This window comes from Enterococcus sp. M-BR2 (assembly GCF_056612775.1).
Window position 1 is genome coordinate 87112 of record NZ_JBWQXK010000001.1, and the last position, 25929, is coordinate 113040.

Consider the following 25929-nt stretch of genomic DNA (forward strand, 5'->3'; position numbering starts at 1 on the left):
ATTTTATAAGGAGACAGGCATTTGGCAGATAACGAGTTTGAATACAAAGCAGTAGGTGTCAGATATACTAGATCTGAGAGTATCACATTTCAGGGGAAGCAGAATTGGATTGCCTACAAGAAAAAAGGCTATCAAATTAAAGATTGGGGTGGAGGCAGTGGGAACTGGATTGCCTACAAAAAAACCAAGATTGAATTAGAAGTTGATGATGGTAATTGGGTTGATGTTACAAGTCTGGTAAGGGACTATTATCAAAGGCAGAAGATAACAAAATCACTCATAGATAAATTTGTACAGGATTTGGCTTCCAATAATGTGAACTATGAAATACTACTGAAGGCTCAGGGAAATCTTGAAAAGAAAAAACAAGATGATGAGAGAAATAAAATTGCGGCTGAAAAAGCTAAAAAGGATGCTCTGAATTACGAGTCCACTAAGAAAGCTTTGGAAAAGTTAGTGCTGAACATTGAAAATGTTCTTTCGCAAGTTAGTGCCGGTACGAAGGAGGAGCTGGGTCAGCTTATTGTTGAAATCAAAGGTAGTGAGGTTACAGCAGACAATTATTCGAACTATCATCGACTAGCCGTATCGCTTATCGTGAAGGAAAGAGAGTCACGAAGATAGAGTGGTGTGCGATTTTCGAACCAAACTTCGTTATTCACAAGTAAGCGTGAATAAAAGGAATCAACCTAGCAAGCCCAAACCTTGCAGGTATGATTCCTTTTGGCTCATTGTCAAATGGTGTTGTTTTAATTAAATCACCTTGAGGAAACGTTTCGGCGTTTCCTCTTTTTTTTGTTATTAAATAATCTCACAGAGATTTTGTTGGATCAAGACTCGCATACGCAGATGTCGAAACGTCCGAAAGCCAAACGCGATGCGTTTAATGACCTTGATTAAATTGTTTTTCCCTTCCAATTTGCCATTAGAATAGGGATATTTCAAAGCATTGATGATGCCTTTTTTATATTTGTTTAACGAAAGAATCGCTTTTTTAAATCCTTTATCCAATGATACTGGTAATGTGTCGATCAACTCGAAGAAGGCAGTAAAATCTTTTGTTTCCAAAGCAGCCAACAATTCCTGATAGACTTCATAACTTTCACGTAAGTGCTTATCGATTGAGAGCAGATAGTCTAGGACGTCTGATTCGGTCACGTATTTCCGTTGGAAAAGCGGAAATTGTCGAAGAGAAGTATAGTTGATTTTTGTTTCTTTCTTCAAGATCGTTCGCCAGTATTTTTTTAATTTACGATAATCTTTCATTGCTTTAGGATTGTTTTTCTTTCCCTCGCAGCATTTTCTGGTAGCTTTGCATTACTTGTAGTAATGAAGAGTAGGTTACTTCGGTTTCAAAAAGTAGATGATATTGTAAATGGGTGAACGTCCACGCTTCAGTGACGATGCAATAGGGGCAATTTTTGTATATTGGTAATCCACAGCCTCTATCATCACTCGTTCATCCGTGTTAAGATGGGTGTAGGTCATTCGTGATCACTCCTATGTATTCTTTGGCGGAATTACATTTTGAGTGTACCACGAATGGCTTATTTATTTGTCTAGCTTAATTTTACAATCGACGATGGAAAAAATCATATGTAATTGTTTCATATGTATCTAAATGGTTCTAAAGATAACTATGTAGAAATATAAATAAATTAACGATCTAGTTTAAGTTATGTCAAGCAACGTTAGTTTCCTCTCACGTGGTTTATTAGCAAGAATAAGTTTTTTTCTTTTTCTAAAAGGGAGTATGCTAAAATAAGAGGGTATATAGCAATTTAAATAAGAGATAGGAGTGTATCTTTTTGGGTGCAGAATTAAATCAAAAATTATTTAGTGCGGCAGATAATCTCCGTAGCAAAATGGATGCGTCAGAATATAAAAATTATTTGTTGGGGTTGATTTTCTATAAATATTTATCCGATCGTTTGTTGGAACAAGTGGTTCTTTTAGCAGATGAATCCTTAGAGGAATATGATACGGTAAGCAAACAAACAATGTTGTATCGTGAATTACTTTCAGATGAAGAATCAAAAGAAGATCTGATTGCCACAATCGTTGATATTTTGGGATATGCAATTGCACCAGAGTATCTTTTCAACGTCTTAGCGGATCAAGCAAAACAAGCAACGTTTCAATTGAATGATTTAAATAAAGCCTTTGTGCAATTGGCATCTACCTACAATCAATTTAATGGGTTATTTGATGATGTGGATCTCCAATCAAAAAAACTAGGAACAGATGAGCAACAACGAAACGTGACGATTACCGAAGTCATTAAGAAATTGAATGACGTGGAAGTTTTAGGTCACGATGGGGACGTGATCGGGGATGCGTATGAATTTTTGATCAGTCAATTTGCTTCAGAAGCAGGGAAGAAAGCCGGAGAATTTTATACGCCTCATATGGTTTCTGATATGATGGCACAAATCGTGACACTGGATCAAAAAGAACGACGATTCTTTAGTGTTTTTGATCCAACGATGGGTTCAGGTTCATTGATGTTAAACGTACGTAACTACTTAACTCACCCAGATAACGTTAAATATCATGGGCAAGAATTAAATACAACGACATACAATCTAGCAAAAATGAACTTGATTTTACATGGGGTAGATGCCGAAGAAATGAATCTCCGCAATGGGGATACGTTGAATAAGGACTGGCCAACAGATGAGCCTTACACATTTGATGCAGTAGTGATGAACCCACCTTATTCGGCTAACTGGTCAGCAGATACGACCTTCTTAGATGATTCTCGGTTTAATCGCTACGGGAAATTAGCGCCAAAATCCAAAGCAGATTTTGCGTTTCTTCTTCATGGTTTCTATCATTTGAAGGAAACAGGGACTATGGCCATCGTCTTGCCACACGGAGTTTTATTCCGTGGTGCTGCAGAAGGGGGCATTCGTCAAAAATTACTAGAAGACGGCAGTATTTATGCTGTGATCGGTATGCCTGCGAACTTGTTCTTCGGGACATCGATTCCAACGACGGTGATTGTATTGAAAAAGAACCGCCAAACTCGAGATGTATTATTCATTGACGCTAGTCGAGAATTTGTCAAAGGAAAAAATCAGAATAAATTATCGGAAGAAAACATTCAAAAAATCCTCGAAACCTACGCTGAAAGAAAAGATGTTGAGAAATACGCTCATTTGGCAACCTTTGATGAAATCAAAGAAAATGACTATAACTTAAATATCCCACGCTATGTAGATACGTTTGAAGAAGAAGAACCAATTGATATGGTTCATGTCGGAAATGACATCAAGAAGATACGACAAGAACAGCAAGTGCTAGAAAAAGAACTTTTAGAAGCGATCTCTTCCCTGCAAACAACACCTGAAAATGAAGCGTGGTTACAAGGTGCGTTGGAGGTGTTTAAACATGAGCAATGATATACAACCAGAAATTCGTTTTCCAGGATTTACGGAAGATTGGGAAGAGCGTAAGTTGGGAGACGAAAGCGATGTTAGGGATGGAACACATGATTCTCCTAAATATTATGATAAAGGGTACCCACTTGTAACTTCTAAAAATTTAAAAGATTTTGGGTTAGATTTATCAAATGTATCTTTTATTTCTGATGAGGATTTTGAAGTTATAAATAAAAGATCAAAAGTTGATATTGGAGATATTTTATTTGGCATGATTGGTACTATAGGAAATCCAGTATTAGTTGATAGAGCTGATTTTGCAATCAAGAATGTGGCGCTTATCAAAGAACAGAAGAAAATATTAAATAGTTTTTTGATACAGATCCTTAAATCACCAGTATTTGATAAATATATTAAGAATGAAAATGCTGGCGGTACTCAAAAGTTTCTATCCTTAAGTAAAGTTAGAGACTTCAACTTTTTGTGTCCGAATATTGATGAGCAAAATTGTATTAGTGCTTTCTTCAAAAAACTTGACGACACGATCGCTCTTCATCAACGTAAGCTAGATTTATTAAAGGAAACGAAAAAAGGCTTCTTACAAAAAATGTTCCCTAAAAACGGAGCAAAAGTGCCAGAAATTCGTTTTCCAGGATTTACGGGAGATTGGGAAGAGCGTAAGTTGGGGGGGATTGGTAAAACATACACAGGTTTAACAGGAAAAAGTAAAGAAGATTTCGGACATGGTGATGCTAAGTTTGTCACTTATATGAACGTTTTCCAAAATCCAAAAGCTACACTTGAACAACTAGAAAACGTGGAGATTGACCCCAGACAAAATGAAGTGAAAAAAGGGGATGTTTTCTTTACAACCTCTTCTGAAACACCTGAAGAGGTTGGGATGTCGTCAGTATGGACTCATGATATCAATAATATATATTTAAATAGTTTTACTTTTGCATATCGTCCAACAATAAAGTTTGATTTGGATTACTTAGCATTTATGTTAAGATCGCAATCTGTGAGAAAGAAAATTATATACTTGGCACAAGGTATTTCGAGATATAATATCTCAAAAACAAAAATGATGGATATTTCTGTTCCTATACCAGTTAACTTTGAAGAACAACAAAAAATTGGTGCCTTCTTCAAGCAGCTAGATGATACGATCGCTCTTCATCAACGTAAGTTAGATTTGCTGAAGGAAACGAAAAAAGGCTTCTTGCAAAAGATGTTTGTTTAGGGAGGGAAGAAGAATGAAAATTAGTCACCGTGAGGAAGCGGAAGTCGAAGAACAGTTGATTCGTGTCCTCGGGGAAGGACATAATCAGTGGACGTATCGTCCGGATCTAAAATCAGAAGAAGATCTTTGGGTTAATTTACGCCAAAAAATCATCTCAAATAATCAAGCAGAACTGAATGATTCTCCTTTGACCGATAAAGAGTTTGAAACGATCAAAACCGAATTATTGCTACGAACGAAAACCCCCTTTGATGCTGCGAAATGGTTAAAAGGTGAAAATGGAATGGCTCGGATCACGATTGAACGGGAAGATCCGCAATTGGGTTCTGTCTCGCTCATTCTTTATTCCAATCAAGACATTGGTGGAGGAATCTCTACCTATGAAGTGGTCCATCAAATTGCAAAACGTGGAAGTAACATAGAAGCACGGGATCGACGTTTTGACGTCACCTTATTGATCAATGGATTACCGATTGTTCAAATCGAGTTGAAACAAGTAACCGCAAAAGATGGTTTTTATCAGGCGTTTAATCAAATCAAAAAATATGCAGAAGAAGGCATGTTTCGGAACAATATCTTTTCGACCTTACAGTTGTTTGTGGTTTCCAATGAACAAACGACCCGGTATTTTGCAAATGCCTTACCGAAGGATTTGCATCCTAAGTTTTTATTTAGTTGGCGAACGAAAGATAATAAAAAGGTAGAAAACTTATATGAGTTTTGCAAACAAGTGCTAAATATCCCGGATGCCCATCGCTTGATTGCGGATTATACGATTGTCAGTGAAGATCAAGACAATAAAACCCTCATGGTGTTACATCCTTATCAAGTGCATGCGATTCAAGCCTTGTTTATTGCCGCAAATAAACATCAATCAGGGTATGTGTGGCATGCGACTGGTTCAGGAAAGACGTTGACTAGTTTTGTATCTACTAAGCTTTTAGCACGAAAATCGGGGATCGATCGAACGATCATGTTAGTGGACCGCAAAGATTTAGATAATCAGACCACCACAGAGTTTACGAAATTTGCTTCGGAGTTTAATACTGGGGTTTCTTCTGGTAATGCCAAAGCGAATAGCTTGATCGTGGGAACAGGAAGTGCCAAAGAGTTAAGTGAAACTCTGTTGGCAGATGCCAATGCGAATGTTGTGATCATTACAACCCGTCAAAAACTAGATGCGGCGTTGAAATATGCAAAGAAACAGGAAGAGAAAAAAGGAACCAATCGCTTCCAAAAATTAATGGGGCAACATATCGTGTTTGTAGTCGATGAGTGTCATCGAGCGTTAAGTGCTGAAAATATGGAAGAAATCAAAAAAATGTTTCCGAAATCCACTTGGTTTGGCTTTACAGGTACACCGATTTTCCCTGAGAATCGGAAACAAGCCAAAGGGCAATTGGCACGTACGACCCATGATCAGTATGGAGAGGTCTTGCACACCTATACCATCAAGAATGCACTAGAAGATGGCTCGGTTTTAGGATTTCAAGTAGAGCATGAAAACACCGTGGAGCCGACTTCATTAGAGAATAAAATCTATCGGAAATTAAAAGAAGTAGAAACATATGCAGAGTATTCACCGGAACAGATCAATCGTATGATCGATCAAATGGAGTCTGTCAAAAAAGAAAGTTATTTGGACCCTACTGTTTTTGAAGCAGAGGAACATATCCAAAAAGTCATTCATAAAATGTTCCGTCCAGACAATGCCTATACAAAATTTGATTTTCGAAATGGCCGTCCAACGAAGTCTGCGATCTTAACCACGAGTTCCATTGATATGGCCAAAAAGTATTATCGGGCCATCAAAGAGATGACGAAAGAATCTGATTGGTTAATAAAAGAGTTTCCCAATCAGCCTATCCGTGAAGGACGAACGATGGAGGATCCTGATTTTCCACGAATCGCTATTACCTATTCATTAGAAGAAAATAGCCGAGATTCAAGTGTCCAACAAGAAGAAATGCAAAACATTATTGATGAATACAATCAGTATTATGATACTGCCTGGTCACTAGCAGACATTGAGCGTTATAACGGAGACATCAATAATCGTTTGGCACGAAAAAGAGCGGAATTCAAACAATTTGGGAAACAAATCGATTTAGTAATCGTAGTGGATCGTCTATTGACAGGTTTTGACGCCCCTACGATTCAAACCCTATTTGTGGATCGTAATCTAGAGTATGCAGGATTGATCCAAGCCTTTTCACGTACGAACCGTACGTATCCTGAAAAAACAAAAGGACTAATTGTTACTTTCCGAAAGCCAGCGACAATGGAGAAGAATGTCGAGGATGCGACAAAATTGTATTCAGAAGCTAAAGAAGAATCGGGTTTGATTTATCCAAGTTACCAAGAATCCAAAAAAAGATTCAAGCAAGCATATGGTAAGTTAAAAGAGGTTTCATCCATGGAATCCATTGATGAACATACGCCACTTGAAACTCGTATCGAATATGTCAAAGCATTTCAAGAATTGAATCGTGCGTATGAATCGTTAGTGACTTATGATGATTACAATGATGACATGGTGCAATCTTCAACTTTGAACAATCAAATTCAACTTTTGGAAGAACAAATTGGCGTGTACGAGACCGTGAAGGGTTCATTGATGGAGGAAGAACCAGAAAAAGAGGGAGAAGATTTTTCAACGATCGAATTTTATAGTGAAAATACCACTAAGTTGTATGATATTGATTCTACTTATATTGATCAATTACTAGGAACTTATGCTGCGAATAGTTCAGATGCACGAGAAGAAATTGAAAAAGCTTTGGCTAAATTGAATAAAACAGAAGGAGTCAAAGAAGTTTACCGACAAATCTTAAATGCATTTGATATGGGGACTTTAGATAGTAATGAAGATATCTTTGTCATTAAACGTCGCTATTTTACACAAGCAAGTGATGATTTGATTCATGCCTTTTCCAATGAGTGGTTTGTTTCTGAGAAAGAATTACATGCTTCTAATCTGCAATATATGCCAGGTGAAGATCCAATTCCTAATATGAAAGCAATTATCAACAGTAAGGATTACGAAGGATATAAAGCCAAACATCCAGAAGCCAAGCCATTTAAATACCCACAAGAAATGAAGCGAGCCTGGCGTAAAATGTTAGATGATGAGTTGATTCCACTTGAGAATGAATTGAGGTAAACGAGAAAATTGAAGAAATTGTATGATAAACATGTTGGTTCTGTTGCAAAGTTTTAAATAAAGAATAAAATCCCTTACGGTATCTATGATTTAAGCTGGGATTCCCAATAATACCTTGATTTCAGTATAGACCGAAAACCCGAAGAGAGTGCCTTCTTTTCGGGTTTTCTTATATAATCCTCGGATGGCTTCCATGCCTTTAATCGTGGTAGAGGCAGTGCGTAAACTTCGATAGAATTTATTGCGTCTCTTTACTGGACGATGGTCTTGTTCAATCAAATTATTCAGGTATTTAATGGTACGATGTTCTGTCCCTTGATAAAAGCCGTATTCTTTTAGTTTCTTAAAGGCACTTGTAATAGAGGGGGCTTTATCTGTGACTACAACCTTCGGTTCATCAAACTGCTTCACTAACCGCTTAAGAAAAGCATAGGCTGCTTGTGTGTCCCGTTTTTTACGTAACCAAATATCCAAGGTTAAACCATCTGCATCGATGGCTCGATACAAATAATGCCATTTTCCTTTAATTTTGATGTACGTTTCATCCATTTTCCATGAATAAAAGGATTTTTTATTTTTCTTTTTCCAAATTTGATAGAGTAGTTTGCCATATTCTTGCACCCAACGATAAATCGTCGTATGAGAAACGTTAATGCCACGATCATATAAGATTTCTTGAACTTCACGATAGCTAAGGTTATAACGAAGATAGTAGCCCACGGCTACAATAATCACATCCTGCTGAAATTGCTTTCCTTTAAAATGATTCATCGTCATTCCTCTTACTATCTTTTTCTATTATTCTACCTTATTTGATAGTAGATTTAAAACTTTGCAACAGAACCATAATTCGAATTTTTATGTTATATACTATAATATAAAATCAATATATGATATAATTGGGTATGGAAAAAATATCTTTTGAAACATTTAAAAGACCTAATGGTCATGATGAATTTTTAGAATGGTTGGAAACATTACCAAAAAAAGATAGTGCGAAGCTTTTACGTACAATAGAAGAAACAGAAAAGAATGGGATGCTAGTAGCTCAACGGTTGAAATGGGTGAAAAAATTAGACACTAATTTGTACGAATTAAGAAGTAAGGTAGGATCAAACATCCAAAGAGCTATCTATTTCCATGTGGTCAATGGAAGGTATGTCATTACCCATGGATTTACTAAAAAAACGGAGAAAACACCAATAAGTGAACTTAAACATGCAAAAGAACTTAGAGAGGAGTGGTTCACAAATGATGATTAAAAAATTGATTGAAGAAAAGCAAAAAGACAAAGATTTTGCAGAAGCATATGACCGTGAAGGAAGAAAACTCGAAACTGCGGTTGCTCTTTATCATGCACGGGAGGAAGCAGGCCTAACTCAAGCGGAGCTTGCACAAAAAGCACATACAACTCAATCTACTATTGCTCGAATTGAGAGAGGGGATAACGTATCTTTCGATAAACTTGATGATATCGCTAGGGCATTAGGCAAAAAGCTGGTAGTAGAATTTGCTTAAAAGCGAGTTGAAAATATACCTGTAATAGGCTCCTAACTAATCAATTAGTTTAGTGGGCCTTTTTGTACTAAATAGATAAAAGTTGTCCTATAGTGTAAAAGTCAATAAATTTTATACAAAAATTACTTTAAAGAGACATAAAGAGAAAGGTACAATAAATGAAAACCATAAATCTAATAAAAGTATTTATAGCATCACCAGGTGATATAGCAGCAAAGAGGAATGAAGTAGAAGAAACCATATATAGATGGAATATAGAAAATACAGATAATACAAAAGTAATTTTGATGCCAATTCGATGGGAAACGAATGCGATTCCTACTTATATAAATAATAGCTCTGGGCAAAGTGTTATTAATAAACAAATTGTAGAAAATAGTGATATATTATTAGCGATTTTTGGCCATAAGTTGGGTTCTCCAGTTGATAATTATAGATCGGGAACTATAGCAGAAATTGATTACTTTTATAAAAATAGCAAAGGCGAGGTAGGGGTTTTTTTCTTAGATGAACCAGTTCCACAAGTTTTGGCTGAAGAGTATATAGAAGTTAAGAAGTACAGGGACTCTTTAGAAGATAAGGGTTTTTATGGAACATATAGCAAAGACAATATCAGAAGGTTTCTCACAAAAAAAGTGAATTATTTAATTGAGAAAGCACAAAATAATTTAGAATCAAAACGCTTTGATTTAGATTCTATTTCTTACAAGACACCTTCAGTAATTAACAAAAAAGTTACCGGAACTGATAAAGATTTTGATGACAACTTAGATATTTTTGATCCAATAGAATTTGACAATGATGAAAGATTGCTGCTAATATATGCGTTTATGGATGAAAATTCTATCTTTTCAACTGATAATTCAACTTATAGAAAAGTAGTTCAATGGGAAAGTGATAACAATTTAAGGAGTTACTTGAGTGATAGAGTATTTGATGTACTAGAAAAATTAAGTAAATCGGGAATTTTAAAGGAAGAATACGATTCTTCTTTTGATGAGTATCCATCACGCTATATTTTGATTTCAGAGGACTATAAGAAATTTAAAAGGTATTTTTTAAAAAATGAAAAAAAGATATCTGTTATTATGGAGAAATACAAAGCTCCAATACAGGCTGATCCATTTTCCAATTTGGATGAATCAGATTTACCGTTTTAAATTTTAAATAGATAATTTCATTTTTTAGTAGCAGAGGTATAAACTTTTTTAATGTTTGAATTGAAAAGAAATGCTAATAGGTCGACTTTATGTTTCTCTTGTGCAATCGTAAATGCGGAGGACCATAAAATTGATCTATTATCGAGTGTGTATAAAATAAAATTCAAATCTTATTAGTTTACATAAGATACATTATACTAAGTTGTCAATGTTAAATGCCTTTAAATAAGGACGATTTATGCATCAATTATATTTATGTTAACTAAATTCTTTTTAACATAAATATAATCAACTTAGCTAGATGAATCTAAAATGATTGTCTGTATTGATGACAAAGCTAATTAATAATTACGTGATTCAAAAAAGAAATCATACAATTAGTTGGTCGATTTCTTTTTTTATTCGGTAAATTGTTTGCCTAGTCACATTGTAGTCTGTTGCAATCTTTGAGATAGCAACCCCATTCTCAAGATCCTGAACGATACTCCTATAGACAAGGCGACGTTGAGGATCTTTGGTGTCTGCACTGTATAACTTAGGACGACCTTTATAGACGCCGTTTGCTTTAGCGATTTTAATTCCTTGTGCCTGGCGTCGTTTCGATTCAGTACGTTCTTGTTCAGCAATCATGGCTAAGATTTGAATGATTAAGTCTTTGATGAATTTATCTAGGAGAGGATTTCCAATTGCTTCAGCCATGATCGGTAAACTGGTGATAATAAGTCGCACATTCTTCTTCTTTAGATAATTCACTGAATCGATAATCTCGTCATAATTGCGTCCAAGTCGATCAATGGCTTCTACAATAAAAATATCTTGCTCTCTGACAAAATCTAAAGCTTCCTGGAAAATCGGCCGATGACTAATCGTCGCTCCAGATTGTTTTTCGATAAAAATTTTTTCAGCGCCAAACTTTTTCATTTCTTCAATTTGACGTTGTTCATTTTGATCGATGGATGAAACTCTAATATAAGCAATTTTCAAATTTATTCCCTACTTTTCTATAACGTTTATAATACACCCTAATCATACGTTGGAACTCTAAATTTTTCAATGTTATATTTTTGTCTATTTAGGGTAAACTCTACATAGACAAACGGTTTTTGAATTCTAAAAGTTAAATAGTTTATAATAGAAGAAAAAGAATGGGGTGACGATTTCTTAGATTGAAAAGGAAAGATAAATATTATAGATTATTACTTTTGACAGCTGAAGCAGGATGTGGATTTGAGTCAATACCTCGGACACGATTTGTGAGAATTTTTTCGAGATTCCAGCGGGTGAGTATCTCATCGTTTCGACCAGCCGTCAAACCAAAACCGTTTGACCGCTGATCGAAGCGATGAAGTTGAAGCCCTGTGGAAATCTCGCCAAAAAAATGTAGGTGGTAGCTAGGAACTAAGCTTGCAATGCCAACTCCTCCATCTGATTTGGTGTTAAATAGTTGATACTGCTATGGATTCGCTTGCGATTGTAAAATCCTTCAATGTATTGAAATAACGCTAAATGAGCAGCTTCAAAGTTTTCATACGCTTTTGATGGATAGACTTCTTCTTTTTTGAGTGAGGCGTGAAACGATTCGATGCCGGCATTATCGTAGGGACAGCCCTTACGACTGAAGGAGTGCCGAATGTTCAATTCATTCAGCTTTGCCTCATAGGCTTCGCTAGTGTACTGAGAACCCAAATCTGAGTGGATGATCAAGTTCTCGGAGGGTGTTTGGTTTAAGAGCGCATTGTCAAGGGTTTCGATAACCAATTCTTTCGTCATCTGCTTGCCAAACTTCCAACCGATGACTTTCTTTGTGTGGAGGTCTTGGATAGTGGAGAGGTAGGTCCAGCCATCTTTTAGGGTATGAATATAGGTAATATCTGTCACCCATTTTTGATTGATCGACGTAGTGGTAAAATCTTGGTTTAACAGGTTTTTACGTCCTTCACTTTTAACTTTCGCTTGTTTGCCAGGCTTGTACTTCTTGAGGGTGACTGAACGCAAGCCTAATTTTCTCATCAGTATTTGTACTTTCTTTAAGGACAAGGTCTCGCCACGGCCAACAAGAATCTTATGAATTTTAGGCGCACCATAGATTCCCTTGTTTTCAAAGTAGATTCCTGAAATCAAGCGGTTTAAGCGTTTGTTTTCTGATTGGCGCTTGGAAGGTTTCTTTTTCTTCCAGTCATAGTAGCTGGATTTCGGTGCTTCCAAAACGGTACACATTTGTTTTACGTCATGATCATGAACATTTGATTGAATAAATTCGAAGACATCACTCATTTTTACTTTTGAGCGAATATGGTTAAAGCCTTTTTTAGGATAGTGTTTTCCTCCTGCATGCGGGCCATTTCCTTTTTCATCGCTAGGATTTCTGCCTCAGTCATGCCGGTTGCTACATTCTTTGTATGAAGCTTCTTCCAACGATAAATCGTTTGTGTAGCGATACCATATTGCGCTGCCAGTTCCTCGACCGATTGGCCAGACTGGTTTAAATCTAAGATCATCTTCTTAAAGTCTTCATCAAATTTTTTCTTGGCTTTTGCCATCGTGGACACGTCCTTTTCTTAGTAGTTAGATTCTACCAAATCGTGTCCATGAAATCATCCTAACATCAATGGATGGATTTTCCAGAAGTTGTAAAAGAAGTTCAAGAGATAGGTGCAACTATTTCTGATAGCCGCTCCTCTCCTATGAACTATCAGGATGCCCATGGAATTAAAATAATTGATCAAGAGAGAAATGTCAGAAAATACACAACAATAAATGAGTGTGTAATTAATGAAAATCTTTGTAGGGCACCGATAACGAAACACATTAAGAATAGAAGCAAAGCAAAAGACGGAAGAACTTTTACTACCTTCTAAGTTTTTTTCATATTTGTTTGCTATACTTAGATCTAAGGAATTAGACTTTCGCTGCCCATTATTTAAGTTTGAGGTAGCGTCTTGCGAGGGATCAATAATGGAAGAAGAAAAAATATTTGAAAAACGCTGGGAATTGGCTTCAGTTGAACAAAGAGCAAGGTACCATAATCTAATGTCCTCTTACCGTAATATTGATTGGACTTACAAAGAAAAGAAGTACTTGCTTTGGTTATGTCAGTTAGATGTAAATACCTTTGAAACATTTGAAGTGATTCTAGATAAGATTAAAAACAGCAATGAAAAAAGAGCTGATCTATAATGGTTCGCTCTTTTTATTTTATTAACTCTTTGGTTACTATATGTAAAATACAGCTTCATATTACAATAAATTTCAGGATACAAATTTATTTAAGCATATATAAATATAATTGAAATGGGACATAAATATATGAGTATGAGAAAGGTGATTCCATGTTTAATAAATGGGCAAACCACCCAATGAACTCGAGAGGTAGAGATAATTTGAAGGAGACGGACAAGTTCTGGGAAGAAGTATATAGTAAAAACGGTTCTGTTGCAAAGTTTTCCAAAAAATCTATTTTAGTGTAAAATTGAGAAAAAAGACAGAGAGGACAGAGTAATGAATCATTTTAAAGGCAAACAATTCAAAAAAGACGTCATTATTGTCGCTGTTGGTTACTACCTGCGTTACAATCTAAGCTATCGTGAAGTTCAGGAATTGTTATATGATCGTGGAATAAATGTTTGTCATACTACGATTTATCGTTGGGTACAAGAGTACAGCAAAGTCCTCTATTATCTTTGGAAGAAGAAAAATAGACAATCCTTCTATTCATGGAAAATGGACGAAACCTATATCAAAATTAAGGGACGTTGGCATTATCTTTATCGTGCAATTGATGCGGACGGCTTAACCTTAGATATCTGGTTACGAAAAAAACGGGATACGCAAGCAGCCTATACTTTCTTAAAACGACTCCATAAACAGTTTGGTGAGCCGAAAGCAATTGTGACCGATAAAGCACCTTCTCTTGGCTCCGCCTTTAGAAAGTTACAGAGTGTGGGTTTATATACTAAGACAGAGCACCGAACTGTGAAGTATCTTAACAATTTAATAGAACAAGACCATCGACCTATTAAACGACGAAATAAATTTTATCAAAGTCTCCGTACAGCCTCTTCCACGATTAAGGGCATGGAGACCATTCGAGGAATATATAAAAAGAACCGAAGAAATGGAACGCTCTTCGGCTTTTCGGTGTCTACTGAAATCAAGGTATTAATGGGAATAACAGCCTAAGATATTTGGAGTTCAGAGAGGGCGCGTTTGATTTTCAAACTTCGCAACAGAACCGAGAACCTTGGGTTTTCAAGTGCTTTTTGGTTCATTAATCTTAACCATAGTGTTTTTAAAGTGGAAAACAAGCAACAAAAAAAGTATGTGGAGCCTTGTAGGAATAGTTCTTATTATTTTTACTGTGACTGCAGCAACAGAAGCAAATTATTCGCATAAAATTCAGTCGTATAAAGGTCGTTTAGTTATGACCAAAAAAGATGTTACACGTTATACATCCTCAAGAACTGGAGGCCTATATGACTATGCACCATTAGATGCATTGAAATATAAAGATCATTTAAAGAAACATGAAGTAAAAGTTGGTGATCGGTGGGAGAATGCATCTCATAAAGCATATAATTCCAAAATAGTCTATACAGTAGAAGATGCCGATGAGCAAAATATCACATTACCTGTATTCAATTATTGGGGAACAGTTGTGAAAGTAAATGGGAAAAAGAGCACTATAGAAAATGACAATGGTTTAGTGTCTATTAAAGGTACGGGGAAAAGAACTATAGTTGAGGTTTCATCTACGTATCCAACTACGATGATTCTATCTTTATTAATTAGTTCAATAACTTTTATATTCTTATTTACACGTTATTTAATAAGATGCTGCGGTGAAATGAAAATAGATTAGATAGATATTATAAATATGTTGATTCTATTTTCATAGCAATGGAGAAAATACATTAGCAATATATAAAAGAAGGTATCAAGAGTCACAGTGAATTTATTCCGAAAAGTGAAAAGAGCAAATATAAAATTTAATGAAAATATAGAACTAAATAGGAAAACGTAGACGTAATTTTCTACGTTTTCCTTTTCATATATTATGATTTGTCAAATTAAGCTAGAATAAAATGCTTCTTGTACATAGCTCAAAAATATTTCGATTGGTGTTCTGTAATTCAATGATTTTCTTGGAATATGATTACGTTGATTGCTGACACTGGAAATAAATGTCTGATTCACTTCTCTAAAATCCATTGATTTCGGCAGTCCATTACGACGCAGAATCCCGTTAGAATTCTCGTTTAATGGGCGTTGAGAAGGTGTTCCAGGGTCCGCAAAATATATATCAATATCATGTTGGTTACTAATGGCTTTCCAGTTAGAAAATTCTTTTCCACAGTCAAACGTAATAGATTTAAAGAAGTTTTTAGGGAAGCGAGAAAACCATTGATTAAGGGCAGTTTCAATATCTAATGCCTTACGGCCGTTGGGTTTAATCGTGATAATGACTTTAGATAATCTTTCAACTAAAGTAATGACGGCACTTTTATGATGAATGCCAACGATCGTATCACCTTCAAGGTGACCAAACTCAGAATTGAAATCAGGATAATTATCAGGTCGATCATGGATTGAGCGCTGATACTGTTGTTTTCCCCGTTTTTCCTGATGGCCATTGGGTTTTCTTTTACCTTTCATCGGTAGTGTGTCAATATCAAATATTCCTTTAGAAAATAAACGATAAAGTGTTCTCATACCGCATGAAACAGGCCTTTCTTTTCGCCCGATAATGACGTCAGGCGTCCAACCAAGAGTGACTTTCTCTTTAATGTAATCTACTTCATGAGCAGGTAATTGAATGACTTTTCTACCACATTTTTTCTTATTTTCTTTATACTGGTGCCAATAATCAAGAGCAGTCTTACCTTGCTTGAACTTATTGACTACATTATAAATAGTTTGTATAGCACGTCCCATTCGGTTAGCGATTTCAACCGGCTTATTATGTTGAAGATAATATGATTCTATCATTGTCAGTTCGTCTATGGTAAGATGTTTGTAGGTCATTTATGGTTACACTCCTTTGTTTTCTTTCGTCGGAAATACAATTTGAGTGTACCATAAATGCCTTTTTATTTTTCTAACTTAATTTTACAATTCGCGTATATTAAATATTACGGAAAATTATATAAACTAATTTAGTGTTTTGTTTGTAATTCCTAATTTTACTCCACTTTTAGATAATTTTTAGGTCTATTTAACTCATCAGACATTCTATGCTCATTTTTCTCCAAATTTGTTTCAACTCTTTCGTACTTAATTTTGCGTATTTGAAAATTCTTCTTTTAGAGTACTTTTATTACGATACTAGTATGATATATATCTATAGCAAACAGTTAAAATCTTCCTAAAATAAGCGAATAGCATTCCTAAAACCTATAAAATTTTTAGATGAAGCGACAAGTGGACAATTAATAAACTACTTGAACATGAAATTATGGATCACCTTTCAAATTTAGAAAATGGAATTCTTATACTTATTGCGCAACATTTATTGATTGCAAAATTATGTGACAAAAAGAACTAGTAGAAGAAGGAATAATGGCTTGATAATAAAGTACTACCTATTAAAGGTAGTACTTTATTTAATTTAGTATAAATTAACATACTACTATATTTTAGGTTTCATATTATATAAATTAATAATATACTACCATTTGTTGGTAGTATAATTTAAAGGTAATAAGTTATTCTTTTATTACTATGTTTGGGTTTTATAGCAAAGAAAGTTTAATAAGAGTTTGGACCTAGCAAACAATATTAATGAGGTCATTAAATCTTATTATCTTTAGTGATATAACGAAATATCTACACAGACAAAATTATGATCTTGCGTAAAGTTATAAAATATTAATAAAAATATTTTATTAATGAAAAGCTTGGTAGCACGGTTATTCATATGCTAATTTATTTCACTTTATAGTAAGGGGAGTTCTTAGTATATTGTTCAAACTTAAATTTCATATAATTTAATTATGTAAATTAGCTATTCTAAGAACTTCTACGGATAACTGCCCGTCTAAAATTTAAATAAGAGCTTAGAATCTTCATATAAGTAAGGTTAATTTTTTTGTACAAAAAAGTCGGAATATTCTGAGTTACTGAAATGATATAAAATCATAAACTAAATCCCTTGATTTTATTGACTTTCAAAAGTTTATATATATAAGTTAATGATTATGGTAAAATATATACATAATCATTAACTCAGAATATTTTTAAGAAGGGAAACAATAGTGAGCTATAATGTACAACCGTTAAGGACAAATGAAGAGATACAAGATTTTCAGTTTTGGCTAAGAAGAACAAGTAATCCGGAAAGAGATAGTTTTTTATTTTTGTTTGGAATCAATAATGGGTTACGTATGTCAGATATTATAGGATTAAAAGTTGGAGATATACGAGGCAAAAGTAAGCCTATTATTGTTGAACATAAAACAGGTAAGCGAAAACCGATTTTTATAGATAATTTGAGAGAAGAAATTTTATTATATACTGAAGGTAAAGAAGAAAATGATTGGTTATTTCCGAGTCGGCAACAAGGTCGACATATAACAAGGGATCGTGTCTATCAGATATATGCAGATATAGCAGAAAAATTAGGACGAGATGATATAGGAACACATACATTAAGAAAAACTTTTGGGTATCACTACTACAAGAAAACTAGAGACATTGCTACCTTAATGTTTATTTTTAATCATAGCTCGCAAGCAATTACAAAAAGGTACATTGGTATAACTGAAGATGAAATAGGAGCATCACTTCGTGGATTTAAACTAGGTGTATAATTTAAAAATTTTTATAAACAGTAAAGACAAAGATTAAAAGCTATTTTTATCTAGAACGATTTTATTTCATAAAGTTCGCGGAATAAAAGCTGGGGTTACTGGTACTTGGTATAGGTTCGTGTTATATAAACTAAGTAATTAAATAACATTTTTAGGTTGGAAAAGGATGAAATTAAAAAAAGAGAATCAATACGGTCTCAAAAACGCAAACGCTGCGGAATAAGAAAAATACTGATAACTCAACGTTTAGCAGACTATCTAATAGGGATAGTCTGCTTTTTTCGTTTTTGACCATACTTTTGACCTTCTGCAAACTTCCTTGCTTTTCCTCTGTAGAACTCATGAAATCTGCAAAACGAATTGCCGTTTCCTCTGTCTGCTTTTTCGCGATATGGGTGTATATATCATCCATAGTGGTTTTAATATCTGTATGTCCAAGTCGAACGTACACTTCTTTGACAGACGCACCAGATTCAAAGAGCAGACTACAATGGGTATGACGAAAACCATGAAGTGTGATATGTTTTAAGTTATTCTCTTTAATGATGATTTTCAAATTGTGATTTACATAGTCTAAATAAAGGGGCTTATTTTCTTCTGATGAAAACAAAAGTTGTTCACCATCTTTTATAGGTTTGATTCTCATTTTTAGATATTATGCCCGCACGTATTCATCACATTTCTATTGTGAATCGCTTTATTCGACCGACATTTGACTTTTATCATAATATACTCGGTTTAAAATTACTAATGAAAACAATTAATCAAGACGATCATACCATGTATCACCTGTTTTTTTCAGATAATCACCACCGTGTGGGAACTGAACTGACTTTTTTTGAAGTACAAGAAGGGAACAACCAGTTTTTTGGAACCAATACGATTGAACGAACGATACTAAAAGTTCCTTCCGAAGCATCATTGCATTTTTGGGAAATATATTTTGAAATACAAGGCGTTTGCCATTATGGAATCGAATCATTTTCTGGACGACCTATCTTACGTTTTGAAGGGCCAGATGCAACACAATTAGCTTTAGTTCCCTTACGCGAATTTGAAGATATTGATGATTATTTCCCGTATGTCACAGACCAGATCCCTACAGAGCATGCCATTTTAGGAATTGATGCCATTCAACTACGCGTACAATATTCCGATGCGACTGAACGAGAGTTATTGTCGGTAGGCTGGCAGCACAAAGAATACGTCAGTTTCTTTTCGGGTCATCAACGAGTGACAATCTTAGAAAATCAAGACACTCAGTTCTATCAAGAAGTTCAGATTATTCAAGATCGTGAGAATCCAGTTGCCATTGAAGGGATTGGTAGCGTCCATCATGTTGCGTTTGGCGTAGAAAATAAATCTGATTTACAACGCATCGACAAACAATTACAAGAGTGCAATTTTATAAATTCAGGAATAAAAGATCGTGAATTTTTTGTATCACTTTATTATCGTGACCCAAATCAATTATTGATTGAAATTGCTACAGGGGAAGGAAACCTAGATGCAAAAGCGTATGAAAATCAAAGTCCACGCTTTGAAGAAATTCCTTTATTTTTACCGCAGTACTTAAATTTCATTCGTGAACAAGTGGAGCAATAATTAGCTAATCAAATCCATGACGAAGAGTAAGAGGTTGACTCATAAGTCAAAAAATAAAGAAAAACGCATCAAATCCATTCTAAAGAATGTTGATTTGATGCGGTTCCTATTTTTATAAACTATCATTTTCGACTAATAAAACTACTTATGAGTCAGCCTCTCTTTTTTTCTTGATTTTTATACCTCTTTCTAGGTAAACTAAACATCTGCCAAAAATACCGTGTCTCATTGAAACATTCTCAACTATTTCAAAATAAAGGGGAGTACCAAATGAACGAGTATATTGAAATTATCCACGCAAGAGAAACAACTTAAAAATGTCAGTCTCAAAATTCCCAAAAATAAAATTAGTATTTTTACCAGCGTATCTGGTTCAGGAAAATCATCGATTGTTTTTGATACTATTACCCAAGAAGCTGGTCGTCAACTGAATGACACCTATGATAGTTTTACCCGTTTATTTTTACCTAAATACAGTCGTCCAGAGGTTGATGAGATTGATAATCTTTCTACGGCGATTGTGGTCAATCAAAAGAAGATTGGTGGCAGTGCGCGCTCAACGTTAGGGACGATTACTAACATCAATGCGTTATTTCGTGTGTTGTTTTCATGTTTTGCAACACCTAGTTTAGGATATGCAAATGCTTATTCATTTAATGATCCTAGTGGAATGTGTTCTGTCTGTCAGGGAATCGGTAAGACGATTGCATTTTTAATAGGATTGCTTTATTTTTCGGCTATTGATAATGCTGATTTTGTATTTTCTGATCCATTTACCGCAGAAGTTTTGTCTGGAATTGAGGAACAGGCAAAGAATCATGGTTATTTTGTATTGGTGCATAATGTTAATTCAGCAGAAGATGTTAAAACTATTCAGAGAAATTGGCGTTTTGAGGGGTTCATTGTTGTTGGTGTACGTGTAAAAGAATTTTTGGAATTAAATAACGTTTTTGATGGTCCTGTTGTTTATATTGATACGCATCTTTCAAAAGAGACATTAAGAGAACTTGAACAACAAATGAATCGTTTATTTGTAAATACAAATGATTACCAAGCTAGTACATTGGCAGTGGAACATTTGATTCATTATGGTCATGAGAAAATAGCGTTTCTTTCTTTTGACTACATTGTAGGTGAACCAAGTGTTATTCAAGAACGACATCAAGCTTATATCGATACATTAAAGAAATATCATTTAACCTTTAAATCGCATTGGATATATAACAACTCTGAATTTGAGCGAATTTATCAAGAATTAGCTGAATTTACTGCAATTGTTGTTACTGGAGATTATTTAGCGGCTAAATTAGTAAAATTTTTAAAAAATAAGAATAAACGAGTGATGGAACAATTATCGATTATTGGATTTGATGATATTACTTTTGCAGAATTAATGGATCCTGCGTTGACAACAATACGACTAAATCCAGGTAACAAGGGGGCGATTGCTTTTCACCAACTGATTGGACTGGCCAAACAAGAAGAAATAAAAAATCAAGTACTACTATTAGAGGGAGAATTGATTTCTCGAGACTCTGTTCACAAAATCAAATAAAAAAGCTCTGTGAAATAAGTATAGTTAACAATAAAATATCCGAACGATAGAGAGAATGAACTGTGATCTAGCAGTTCCTCGTCGCAAATTCACTAGAATTAGCATTATTTACTCTAAATTGTTCGGATATTTTTTCTTGTTTTTAATTATGATTACAGTGCCTATTTTTAACGAAATTTGCTTATTTTCAAAATGTATGATTATATGTTAGTAAACACTTTCAAATATGAAAAGAGGAGCTATTATGGTAGGAATTAGGGATGTTGCAAAACGGGCGGGTGTGTCCATTGCAACAGTATCGCGCGTGCTAAATGAGGATCCGACACTTTCAGTAACCGATGAAACCAAACGAAAGATTGCAGAATCGGTTAATTTTTATCATTATGTCAAAAAAAGTCCCGTTGCAAAAAATTTAACAAATATTGCATTAATAACGACAGTTTCTGAAGTAGATGAGTTGGAAGATCCCTATTTTCGAACGATTCGCAGAGGGATTCAAGTCGAAGCAGAACAAAGCAAAGTCAATTTGAAGAAAATTATTCGTTTGTCAGAAACACCGTTGGAGCAAGACGATTTGCTAAAATGTCAAGGTGTGTTGATTATTGGGCAGGTGCTATCTTCTGTGATTGAAGAAGTATCAGCAATTAATTCGAATGTCGTAGTGATTGATGACCCTAGTATTGAAGCTGAAGTAGATGCAGTTTATACTGATTTAACAAAAGCAACGAATCAGCATTTAGATCGATTGTATAAAAAAGGACACCGAAACATTGCGTTTATCGGAGGAGGACGTGTTCGTTTAGATAGCCAAGGAAATAAACACGTGTCAGATGATGATTATCGAAAAATAGCCTATGAGACGTGGATGAAACAAAAAGGATTAGAAAAATATAGTCAAATTTATTTAGAAGGCTGGACCACACTTGACGGAATGCAGGCAGCAGATTTACTTTTGAAAAAACATGCTAAAGATAAGTTGCCGACTGCTATCATGGTAGGAAATGATCCTATTGCTGTGGGGGTTTATCGTTCACTTCAAAAAAATGGTCTACATATTCCAGAAGATATTTCGATTGTGAGTTTTGATAATATTGAAGTTGCTGAATTTTTAACACCTGCATTAAATACGGTGAATGTGAATACAGAAGAAATTGGAAAACTAGCAGTTCGCATGGTTAATGAACGAATAAAAGAAGTTAGAAATGTTTCGATCAAAGTGATTGTTTCTAATAATATTATTGTTAGAGAAAGTGAAAAAAATATCGATTAAAAAAGTAAACATCCAAAAAAGGGTGTTTACTTTTTTGTTTACTAATATTTTTAGTAAAAAATCTCGACAAAACATTAAGTAAACAGTTATGGTGTTGTTAACAAAAAGAAAACGCATTCAAAACAGGAGGAATTAAGATGAAACATTTCAAAAAAATAGCTTTAACAGGGATAGCTGTTTTAACTGGGACATTACTCGCAGCATGTGGTGGGGGAGATAGTAATTCTAAAGACGGGCAAGTAACTTTAAGCTATGCGAGTTGGGATACTGACCAAGCTCCAGGACTAAGAAAAATGTTAGATGAATTTGAAAAACAAAATCCTGATATCAAAGTAGAAATGGAGACAACGCCTTGGGATCAATATTGGGTTAAATTAGAAGCTGCAACAACGGGAGGTAATATGCCAGATGTAGTAACCATGCACTCTAGCGAATCCTATAAATATATGTCACAGAATGCTTTGATGGGACTTGATGATGTTATCAAAGAAAATGATATTGACATGGGAAACTTTACTGAAGGAATTGCTGATTTCTATACGCTTGAAGACGAACTATACGCAATCCCTAAAGATGCTTCTGTAGTGGGGCTATGGTACAACAAAGAATTATTTGATAATGCAGGTGTCGATTATCCAGATGAAACATGGACATGGGAAACACTCAGACAAGCTGCAATTGATTTAACAGATGAATCAAAAGGCATCTATGGTTTTGCATCACATATTGGAACAGAGACTGGCTACTGGCCATTTATTTATCAAAATGGGGGAGAAGTATTTGCCGATGACAATACAAAATCAGGTTTGAATACCCCAGAAGCACAAGAAGCTTTAGCTTTTTATCGAGATATTGCACTTGTTGATCATGCTTCACCAACAATTACAGAATTACAAGATCCTGATAAGTTAAGTCGTTTTCAATCAGGTAGATTAGCAATGATGATTGAAGGAAACTGGTTTGCACCGGGATTTTTGAAAAATGACTATCTAGTTGAAAATGTTGCTTCTGCCGTGTTACCTAAGGGAAAAGTTAATGCAACAATTACAAATGGACTTGGTTGGGCTGCCAGTGCGAATACAAAATACCCAGAAGAAGTGAAAAAACTAATGGCATTTTTAGCTAGTGAGGACGCCAATAAAATCCAAGCGGAAACGGGGCATCAATCCCAGCACTAAAAGGCTTTGAAGACGAGTGGGCTGCTTCTTCAGATACAATTGATTTGAGTGCTTTTGGAAAAATGTTGGAGTATGGAGTCCCTCGTCCATACAATAAAGATGGATTACGAGCTGAACAAGCAGAAGTTCAAATTATTAACCGTATTCTGTCTGGTGAAGTAACTGTTGAAGATGGAACCGCTCAAATTGAAAAAGAAGTCAATGCGATATTGAGCGGAAATTAAATTAGTTAATTATACAATATACAGGCGAAAGGATTCTATTTCGTCTGTATATTAATGGATGAATACCAAAAAGGGGGATATTATGAAAAATCGAATTTTTGGAAAATATCGTAAAGATCAAGTGATATGGGGCTATATTTTTATTTTTCCAACGGCATTAGGATTAATTTTATTAAATATATGGCCAGCAATTCAAACAGCAATTTTAAGTTTTCAAAAAACGGTAGGGTTCGGTGATACTGAATGGGTCGGATTAAGAAATTACCAAAAAATGTTTGCAGACGGTGAAGTTTTTCAGTCTTTATTAAACACATTAATTTATGCAGTGGTTTCGATACCTAGTATTGTTGTATTATCCTTGTTGGTGGCAGTTTTAATGAATAGAAAAGTTAAAGGGTTGTCGATTTATCGGACAATTTATTTTCTACCAGTCGTTGCTGCACCATCCGCAGTCGCAATGATTTGGCGCTGGATGTTCAATAATGATTATGGACTGATTAATAACATGTTGGCTAAAATAGGTCTCGATGGACCAGCATGGTTAACGGATCCATCGATTGCGATTTATTCTATTATCATTGTAGGAGTTTGGAGTGCTATTGGTTATAACATGGTGTTATTACTAGCCGGCTTATAAGAAATTCCTAAAGATTATTATGAAGCAGCGGAAATTGATGGTGCTAGTCCAATCCAGCAGTTTTTCAACATTACGTTACCATTAGTTACACCAACATTATTTTTTGTAGTTGTAACAACAGTTATCAATGCTTTCCAAGTATTTGATGTTATTTTTATGATGATTACCCCTAATAGTACCGCCATGTTTAAATCACAATCATTAGCCTATTTATTCTATAAACATTCATTTATTTTAAATGACAAGGGATATGGTTCGGCAATCGTTATGTTCCTTTTAGTGATTATATTAATTATTACTGCAATTCAAATGAAGTTGCAGAAAAAGTGGGTAAACTATTAAGGAGGCTATCAAATTATGAAAAATAAATTTTTTTCAAATGCGCCAATCCATATCATGCTTATTTTAGGTGGTATTGCAATGGCATTACCTTTTATTTGGATGATTTTAACTTCAGGGAAAACGTTGGTTGAATCTACCCAAATTCCACCTACAATTTTCCCTGAGAAATTTCAGCTAAGTAACTATCAACAAGTACTTGATTTATTACCATTCATGGCTTTTTATATCAATACATTTTTAATGGTTGTTGGACGAGTGATTGGCTCGGTTTTATTTTCAGCAATGGCTGCATATGCTTGTGCGCGTCTAAGTTTTCCAGGGAAAAATATCCTTTTCAGCTTAGTACTTATTCAAATGATGATTCCCGGTTCCATTTTTATTACTCCACAGTATTTATTAGCACAAAAATTGGGTATTTTAAATACAATTCCAGCATTAATATTACCAGGGGTAGTTAGTGCGTTTGGTACGTTTTTATTAAGACAATTTTTCTTAGGTTTACCTGATGAATTGGAGGAAGCGGCCTATTTAGAAGGTGCCAATATTTGGACGATCTTTTTCAAAATTATGTTGCCGCTTGCTAAATCAGGATTGGTTGCACTTGGAATATTCACAGCGTTGTTTGCATTTAAAGATTTAATGTGGCCATTGATTGTCAATACTTCAATTGATAAGATGCCTTTAGCTCCGGGATTAGCAAACTTACAAGGACAATATGCCACGAACTTCCCACAATTAATGGCAGGTTCGTTATTAGCAATTTGGCCAATAGTTGTGATATTCATCGTTTTCCAAAGAAAATTCATTGAAGGAATTGCTACAACAGGTGGTAAATTATAAAACTAT

The 25929-nt window shown here is 34.8% G+C and carries 23 protein-coding genes and 4 pseudogenes; 20 read left to right on the forward strand and 7 right to left on the reverse strand.

Annotation, left to right across the window (positions count from 1 at the left end):
* Window positions 1–21 precede the first annotated feature (21 nt).
* Window positions 22–624, forward strand: coding sequence for a hypothetical protein (locus tag AC1F25_RS12790; protein ID WP_002405179.1), 603 nt, complete (start codon window positions 22–24; stop codon window positions 622–624).
* A 177-nt stretch (window positions 625–801) separates the two neighbouring features.
* Here the strand turns inward: AC1F25_RS12790 and AC1F25_RS12795 are convergent.
* Together AC1F25_RS12795 and AC1F25_RS12800 are read right to left on the reverse strand one after the other, a co-directional pair.
* Window positions 802–1287 (reverse strand): annotated as a pseudogene (locus AC1F25_RS12795) (ISL3 family transposase); the annotation flags it as partial.
* A 54-nt stretch (window positions 1288–1341) separates the two neighbouring features.
* Complete coding sequence (locus AC1F25_RS12800) at window positions 1342–1488, reverse strand: hypothetical protein (RefSeq protein WP_010731430.1); 147 nt, start codon at window positions 1486–1488, stop codon at window positions 1342–1344.
* A gap of 320 nt (window positions 1489–1808) precedes the next feature.
* Between AC1F25_RS12800 and AC1F25_RS12805 the strand changes: the two genes are divergently transcribed.
* From AC1F25_RS12805 to AC1F25_RS12815, 3 genes are read left to right on the forward strand one after another with little or no spacing between them, the layout of a single operon-like run.
* Window positions 1809–3404, forward strand: coding sequence for a type I restriction-modification system subunit M (locus tag AC1F25_RS12805; protein WP_192960880.1), 1596 nt, complete (start codon window positions 1809–1811; stop codon window positions 3402–3404).
* Window positions 3394–4626: a restriction endonuclease subunit S gene (locus tag AC1F25_RS12810; protein ID WP_375812028.1), complete on the forward strand. Its 1233-nt coding sequence runs from the start codon at window positions 3394–3396 to the stop codon at window positions 4624–4626. The genes AC1F25_RS12805 and AC1F25_RS12810 overlap by 11 nt, the downstream gene beginning before the upstream one ends.
* Before the next feature lie 13 nt (window positions 4627–4639).
* Window positions 4640–7789, forward strand: a complete 3150-nt coding sequence (locus tag AC1F25_RS12815; protein WP_375812026.1) for a type I restriction endonuclease subunit R — start codon at window positions 4640–4642, stop codon at window positions 7787–7789.
* 90 nt (window positions 7790–7879) lie between these two features.
* On the opposite strand, the gene AC1F25_RS12820 is transcribed toward AC1F25_RS12815, so the two are convergent.
* Window positions 7880–8560, reverse strand: coding sequence for an IS6-like element IS1216 family transposase (locus AC1F25_RS12820; RefSeq protein ID WP_039098859.1), 681 nt, complete (start codon window positions 8558–8560; stop codon window positions 7880–7882).
* Window positions 8561–8694: 134 nt separating this feature from the next.
* Between AC1F25_RS12820 and AC1F25_RS12825 the strand changes: the two genes are divergently transcribed.
* The 3 genes from AC1F25_RS12825 (at window position 8695) to AC1F25_RS12835 (ending at window position 10467) form a co-directional block, all read left to right on the forward strand.
* Window positions 8695–9051, forward strand: coding sequence for a type II toxin-antitoxin system RelE/ParE family toxin (locus AC1F25_RS12825; protein ID WP_002344897.1), 357 nt, complete (start codon window positions 8695–8697; stop codon window positions 9049–9051).
* Window positions 9041–9307 carry a helix-turn-helix domain-containing protein gene (locus AC1F25_RS12830; RefSeq protein WP_002344896.1) on the forward strand — a complete coding sequence of 89 codons (267 nt, stop codon included), beginning with the start codon at window positions 9041–9043 and terminating at the stop codon, window positions 9305–9307. Before AC1F25_RS12825 ends, AC1F25_RS12830 begins: the two co-directional genes overlap by 11 nt.
* A gap of 158 nt (window positions 9308–9465) precedes the next feature.
* A complete protein-coding gene (locus AC1F25_RS12835; RefSeq protein ID WP_002344895.1) occupies window positions 9466–10467 on the forward strand; it encodes a DUF4062 domain-containing protein in 1002 nt (333 codons plus the stop codon).
* Window positions 10468–10836: 369 nt separating this feature from the next.
* Here the strand turns inward: AC1F25_RS12835 and AC1F25_RS12840 are convergent, their stop codons facing one another.
* Both AC1F25_RS12840 and AC1F25_RS12845 read right to left on the reverse strand, forming a co-directional pair.
* On the reverse strand, window positions 10837–11451 hold the full coding sequence (locus AC1F25_RS12840; RefSeq protein WP_016627744.1) for a recombinase family protein: 615 nt from the start codon (window positions 11449–11451) through the stop codon (window positions 10837–10839).
* A gap of 414 nt (window positions 11452–11865) precedes the next feature.
* Window positions 11866–13007 (reverse strand): IS3 family transposase gene (locus tag AC1F25_RS12845; RefSeq protein ID WP_100970418.1). Its coding sequence is split into 2 segments (ribosomal slippage): window positions 11866–12779 and window positions 12779–13007, totalling 1143 coding nucleotides; the frame shifts between segments, so codons are not numbered across the junction.
* Window positions 13008–13079: 72 nt separating this feature from the next.
* On the opposite strand from AC1F25_RS12845, the gene AC1F25_RS12850 reads away from it, so the two are divergent.
* The 4 genes from AC1F25_RS12850 to AC1F25_RS12865 all read left to right on the forward strand — a co-directional run bounded on the left by AC1F25_RS12850 (window position 13080) and on the right by AC1F25_RS12865 (window position 15325).
* Window positions 13080–13325: a hypothetical protein gene (locus tag AC1F25_RS12850; protein WP_008271463.1), complete on the forward strand. Its 246-nt coding sequence runs from the start codon at window positions 13080–13082 to the stop codon at window positions 13323–13325.
* 97 nt (window positions 13326–13422) lie between these two features.
* A complete protein-coding gene (locus AC1F25_RS12855; protein WP_002311006.1) occupies window positions 13423–13644 on the forward strand; it encodes a hypothetical protein in 222 nt (73 codons plus the stop codon).
* A gap of 321 nt (window positions 13645–13965) precedes the next feature.
* The gene (locus AC1F25_RS12860) at window positions 13966–14646 is read left to right on the forward strand and encodes an IS6-like element ISS1N family transposase (RefSeq protein ID WP_060789901.1); all 681 of its coding nucleotides are present in this window, start codon (window positions 13966–13968) and stop codon (window positions 14644–14646) included.
* 139 nt (window positions 14647–14785) lie between these two features.
* Entirely contained in the window at window positions 14786–15325 is a 540-nt protein-coding gene (locus AC1F25_RS12865; RefSeq protein ID WP_010728942.1) for a hypothetical protein, read from the forward strand.
* Between the two features lie 203 nt (window positions 15326–15528).
* Here the strand turns inward: AC1F25_RS12865 and AC1F25_RS12870 are convergent, their stop codons facing one another.
* On the reverse strand, window positions 15529–16488 hold the full coding sequence (locus tag AC1F25_RS12870) for an IS30-like element IS6770 family transposase (RefSeq protein WP_002293280.1): 960 nt from the start codon (window positions 16486–16488) through the stop codon (window positions 15529–15531).
* Window positions 16489–17717: 1229 nt separating this feature from the next.
* Between AC1F25_RS12870 and AC1F25_RS12875 the strand changes: the two genes are divergently transcribed.
* Window positions 17718–18272, forward strand: a complete 555-nt coding sequence (locus tag AC1F25_RS12875) for a tyrosine-type recombinase/integrase (RefSeq protein WP_002290383.1) — start codon at window positions 17718–17720, stop codon at window positions 18270–18272.
* Window positions 18273–18444: 172 nt separating this feature from the next.
* Here the strand turns inward: AC1F25_RS12875 and AC1F25_RS12880 are convergent.
* Window positions 18445–18927 (reverse strand): annotated as a pseudogene (locus AC1F25_RS12880) (tyrosine-type recombinase/integrase); the annotation flags it as partial.
* A 2-nt stretch (window positions 18928–18929) separates the two neighbouring features.
* Between AC1F25_RS12880 and AC1F25_RS12885 the strand changes: the two are divergent.
* From AC1F25_RS12885 to AC1F25_RS12920, 8 genes and pseudogenes are all read left to right on the forward strand, one after another.
* Window positions 18930–19877, forward strand: a complete 948-nt coding sequence (locus AC1F25_RS12885) for a VOC family protein (RefSeq protein ID WP_104879219.1) — start codon at window positions 18930–18932, stop codon at window positions 19875–19877.
* A 270-nt stretch (window positions 19878–20147) separates the two neighbouring features.
* Window positions 20148–20595: pseudogene (locus AC1F25_RS12890) on the forward strand (P-loop NTPase family protein); the annotation flags it as partial.
* Between the two features lie 3 nt (window positions 20596–20598).
* Window positions 20599–21432 carry a LacI family DNA-binding transcriptional regulator gene (locus AC1F25_RS12895; protein WP_306297425.1) on the forward strand — a complete coding sequence of 278 codons (834 nt, stop codon included), beginning with the start codon at window positions 20599–20601 and terminating at the stop codon, window positions 21430–21432.
* Window positions 21433–21676: 244 nt separating this feature from the next.
* The gene (locus tag AC1F25_RS12900; protein WP_002338088.1) at window positions 21677–22702 is read left to right on the forward strand and encodes a LacI family DNA-binding transcriptional regulator; all 1026 of its coding nucleotides are present in this window, start codon (window positions 21677–21679) and stop codon (window positions 22700–22702) included.
* A 137-nt stretch (window positions 22703–22839) separates the two neighbouring features.
* Complete coding sequence (locus tag AC1F25_RS12905; protein ID WP_239658566.1) at window positions 22840–23880, forward strand: extracellular solute-binding protein; 1041 nt, start codon at window positions 22840–22842, stop codon at window positions 23878–23880.
* A gap of 62 nt (window positions 23881–23942) precedes the next feature.
* Complete coding sequence (locus AC1F25_RS12910; RefSeq protein WP_239658567.1) at window positions 23943–24104, forward strand: hypothetical protein; 162 nt, start codon at window positions 23943–23945, stop codon at window positions 24102–24104.
* An 82-nt stretch (window positions 24105–24186) separates the two neighbouring features.
* Window positions 24187–25083, forward strand: a pseudogene (locus tag AC1F25_RS12915) (carbohydrate ABC transporter permease).
* Window positions 25084–25098: 15 nt separating this feature from the next.
* Window positions 25099–25923, forward strand: coding sequence for a carbohydrate ABC transporter permease (locus tag AC1F25_RS12920; RefSeq protein ID WP_002290373.1), 825 nt, complete (start codon window positions 25099–25101; stop codon window positions 25921–25923).
* Window positions 25924–25929 lie beyond the last annotated feature (6 nt).

Excerpts from the sequence above, each read along its gene's own strand:
- AC1F25_RS12800 (WP_010731430.1), bottom strand. The coding sequence starts at position 1,488 with ATGACCTACACCCATCTTAACACGGATGAACGAGTGATGATAGAGGCT.
- AC1F25_RS12810 (WP_375812028.1), top strand. The coding sequence starts at position 3,394 with ATGAGCAATGATATACAACCAGAAATTCGTTTTCCAGGATTTACGGAA.
- AC1F25_RS12815 (WP_375812026.1), top strand. The coding sequence starts at position 4,640 with ATGAAAATTAGTCACCGTGAGGAAGCGGAAGTCGAAGAACAGTTGATT.
- AC1F25_RS12820 (WP_039098859.1), bottom strand. The coding sequence starts at position 8,560 with ATGAATCATTTTAAAGGAAAGCAATTTCAGCAGGATGTGATTATTGTA.
- AC1F25_RS12825 (WP_002344897.1), top strand. The coding sequence starts at position 8,695 with ATGGAAAAAATATCTTTTGAAACATTTAAAAGACCTAATGGTCATGAT.
- AC1F25_RS12830 (WP_002344896.1), top strand. The coding sequence starts at position 9,041 with ATGATGATTAAAAAATTGATTGAAGAAAAGCAAAAAGACAAAGATTTT.
- AC1F25_RS12835 (WP_002344895.1), top strand. The coding sequence starts at position 9,466 with ATGAAAACCATAAATCTAATAAAAGTATTTATAGCATCACCAGGTGAT.
- AC1F25_RS12850 (WP_008271463.1), top strand. The coding sequence starts at position 13,080 with ATGGATTTTCCAGAAGTTGTAAAAGAAGTTCAAGAGATAGGTGCAACT.
- AC1F25_RS12855 (WP_002311006.1), top strand. The coding sequence starts at position 13,423 with ATGGAAGAAGAAAAAATATTTGAAAAACGCTGGGAATTGGCTTCAGTT.
- AC1F25_RS12860 (WP_060789901.1), top strand. The coding sequence starts at position 13,966 with ATGAATCATTTTAAAGGCAAACAATTCAAAAAAGACGTCATTATTGTC.
- AC1F25_RS12865 (WP_010728942.1), top strand. The coding sequence starts at position 14,786 with ATGTGGAGCCTTGTAGGAATAGTTCTTATTATTTTTACTGTGACTGCA.
- AC1F25_RS12870 (WP_002293280.1), bottom strand. The coding sequence starts at position 16,488 with ATGACCTACAAACATCTTACCATAGACGAACTGACAATGATAGAATCA.
- AC1F25_RS12885 (WP_104879219.1), top strand. The coding sequence starts at position 18,930 with ATGCCCGCACGTATTCATCACATTTCTATTGTGAATCGCTTTATTCGA.
- AC1F25_RS12900 (WP_002338088.1), top strand. The coding sequence starts at position 21,677 with ATGGTAGGAATTAGGGATGTTGCAAAACGGGCGGGTGTGTCCATTGCA.
- AC1F25_RS12905 (WP_239658566.1), top strand. The coding sequence starts at position 22,840 with ATGAAACATTTCAAAAAAATAGCTTTAACAGGGATAGCTGTTTTAACT.
- AC1F25_RS12910 (WP_239658567.1), top strand. The coding sequence starts at position 23,943 with ATGTTGGAGTATGGAGTCCCTCGTCCATACAATAAAGATGGATTACGA.
- AC1F25_RS12920 (WP_002290373.1), top strand. The coding sequence starts at position 25,099 with ATGAAAAATAAATTTTTTTCAAATGCGCCAATCCATATCATGCTTATT.